The sequence below is a fragment of the Methylobacterium sp. GC_Met_2 genome, from assembly GCF_026540795.1.
In the GTDB taxonomy this organism is placed as follows: domain Bacteria; phylum Pseudomonadota; class Alphaproteobacteria; order Rhizobiales; family Beijerinckiaceae; genus Methylobacterium.
In genome coordinates this window covers 1-2,327 of record NZ_JALNUM010000236.1, presented here as the reverse complement: position 1 = coordinate 2,327, position 2,327 = coordinate 1, and the positions used below count along the sequence as shown (strand labels likewise).

Genomic DNA, 2,327 nt, shown 5'->3' with positions numbered 1-2,327 from the left:
GGTGGTCCAGGCGCTGGGCAACGCGGCCCGCGGCCTGCACCGGCTGCTCGCCACCGAGAACGCCACCGCGCGGCTGGAGGCCGAGTTCGGCGAGGGCCTGCGGATCACCCCCGAGCTGGTGCGGCCGAGCGAGATCGGCCGGCTGCTCGGGCCCGACGCGGTCCACCAGGGCCTGTATCTCGAAGCCGAGCCCCTGCCCGCCCCCGGGCTCGACGACCTGCCGGCCGATGCCCTGATCCTGGCGCTGGATCAGATCACCGATCCGCACAATGTCGGGGCGATCGTGCGCACCGCCGCGGCCTTCGGGGTGGCGGGGATCGTCACCACGGCGCGCCACGCGCCGGGGGCCACCGGAGTCCTGGCGAAATCCGCCTCCGGCGGGCTGGAGCACGTGCCGTTCGTGACCGTGCGCAACCTCGCCGAGGCGCTGATCGCCTTGGGGGAACGGGGTTTTACGCGCGTCGGGCTCGATTCCGACGCGCCGGAGAGCCTCGACGCGCTGACGGTGACCCGGCCGCTGGTGATCGTGCTGGGCGCCGAGGGCAAGGGCCTGCGCGAGCGGACCCGGACCTGCTGCGACGTGCTGGCCCGGATCCCGTTCTCGGGGGCGATCCGCAGCCTCAACGTCTCGAACGCCGCCGCCATCACCCTCTACGCCCTGGGCCGGAGCCGGACGTGAGTAAGCCCGGATCCATTCGGCAACACGGTATGGGCCCGGTGTGGTGTCGTTTCATCTAGGCGGTGATGGCAACCTGCCGTAGGATCCGCGGCGAGGGGGGCGTAGCCTCGAGGCGGCGCCGGATAATGCTGGACGATCTGTTTACCTACGGGGGCTGGGCCTTGAGCCTGGTCGCCGTCGGCGTGTGGCTGTGGCTCGTGCGGCGGGCCTTCCCGAGCTTCGATGCCTTCGTGAAGGGTTTTGACGACGAATTGCAGCTGGGCGCGAGCTGCGAGGAGCGCGCGCGGACCGCGCGCTGGCATCAGGTCCGGCAGGCGGCCGTGGCGCTGACCGCCGTGGCGGCCCTGTGCCTGTCGATCGGCTTCGCGATTCCGGATTGATCATCGGGTGAGGCCCGAGCGCGTCGGGGCCCTGCCCCGACACCCCGCCAAAGGGCTGCAGCCCTTTGGGATCCCATGATGGACACGCTATGATCCCGCTTCCGCGTAGACCTGCGCGGCGATCGCCCCTGCGGTGGTGAGCCAGATCCGGTCCCGGTGGGCCGCGATATGGGCGAGCGCCGCCCGCAAGGGCCGCAGCCGGTGGGGCTGCCCGACGATGTAGGGATGGAGCGCGATCCCCATCACCAGGGGCGCCGACGCGGACTGGTCCAGCATCTCGTCGAAGGCATCGACGATCGCGTCGGCGAAGTGGCGGCCCGTCTCCTTGCGGGCGACGATCGCCGGGATGTCGTTCAACTCCTGGGGGTAGGGCACGGCGAGGATCCGCCCGCCGCCGCGGGTCGCCATCCAGGTCGGCTGGTCGTCGTGGCACCAGTCGAGCAGGTAGCGGTAGCCGGCCTCGGCCAGCAGGTCGGGCGTGACCCGGGATTGCGAGATCCACGGGCCCAGCCAGCCCCCCGGTGCCCGCCCCTCCTCCCGGGTCAGGATCGCGGTGGCCTCCGCGATCAGGGCGCGCTCCTCCGCCTCCGGGAGCGTCCCCTGCCGCTCGGCATTGGTGCGGCCGTGGCCGACGATCTCGTCGCCGCGCGCCCGGAAGGCCTCGATCAGGCCGGGGCAATCCCGATAGAGCCGGCTGTTCACCAGGACGCTCGCCGGAAATCCCAGTGCGTCGAGGGTGTCGCGCAGCCGCCACGCCCCGACCCGGTTGCCCCAGTCGCGCCAGGCATAGTTCAGCACGTCGGGCTGCGGCCCCCCAGGGGCGAGCTCGGCGCCGAGGCCCGTGCCGAAATCGAAGGTCTCGAGATTCAACCCCACATAGACCGCGAGCCGCCGCCCGCCGGGCCAGTCGTAGACCGGGCGGTCGGGCAGGGCGCTGTAGCCGTAGCGGCCGTGTCGGGCATCATCCATCGCGGAGTCCGGGGTTCGTCAGGATCCCCGCGAGATAGGGCGGCGTACCGGCGAACGTCATGGTTTCGAAAGGTCGAGACCTTTCGCGGGTGCAGGGCAGAGCCCTGCGGTACGGCTCCCCCACCCCCTGCGAGGGGGTGGGGGAGCCGTATGTCGGGGTTTCACCCCGACGCCCCACCAAAGGGCTGAGCCCTTTGGGATCCCATGACGTTAGAGCGCACTCCGCCGAAGTGGACGCCGGTTCGGCGGAAGAGAGCGCGTCACATCAAAGGCTTAGCGCTGTGCTCGATTGCAACGCG

At 71.3% G+C, this 2,327-nt stretch carries 3 protein-coding genes; 2 read left to right on the top strand and 1 reads right to left on the bottom strand.

Going from position 1 to position 2,327, the window contains the following annotated elements; all coding sequences use genetic code 11:
- The first annotated feature begins 1 nt into the window (after position 1).
- Both OXS49_RS33140 and OXS49_RS33135 read left to right on the top strand, forming a co-directional pair.
- Positions 2 to 679, top strand: a complete 678-nt coding sequence (locus tag OXS49_RS33140) for an RNA methyltransferase (protein ID WP_267428739.1) — start codon at positions 2 to 4, stop codon at positions 677 to 679.
- 125 nt (positions 680 to 804) lie between these two features.
- Positions 805 to 1,059, top strand: a complete 255-nt coding sequence (locus OXS49_RS33135) for a hypothetical protein (protein WP_244006705.1) — start codon at positions 805 to 807, stop codon at positions 1,057 to 1,059.
- An 87-nt stretch (positions 1,060 to 1,146) separates the two neighbouring features.
- Here the strand turns inward: OXS49_RS33135 and OXS49_RS33130 are convergent, their stop codons facing one another.
- Entirely contained in the window at positions 1,147 to 2,028 is an 882-nt protein-coding gene (locus OXS49_RS33130; RefSeq protein ID WP_267428738.1) for a polysaccharide deacetylase family protein, read from the bottom strand.
- Between the last annotated feature and the right edge of the window lie 299 nt (positions 2,029 to 2,327).

Bases quoted from the DNA above. Each gene is read 5' to 3' on its own strand.
- OXS49_RS33130 (WP_267428738.1), bottom strand. From the start codon at position 2,028: ATGGATGATGCCCGACACGGCCGCTACGGCTACAGCGCCCTGCCCGAC.
- OXS49_RS33135 (WP_244006705.1), top strand. From the start codon at position 805: ATGCTGGACGATCTGTTTACCTACGGGGGCTGGGCCTTGAGCCTGGTC.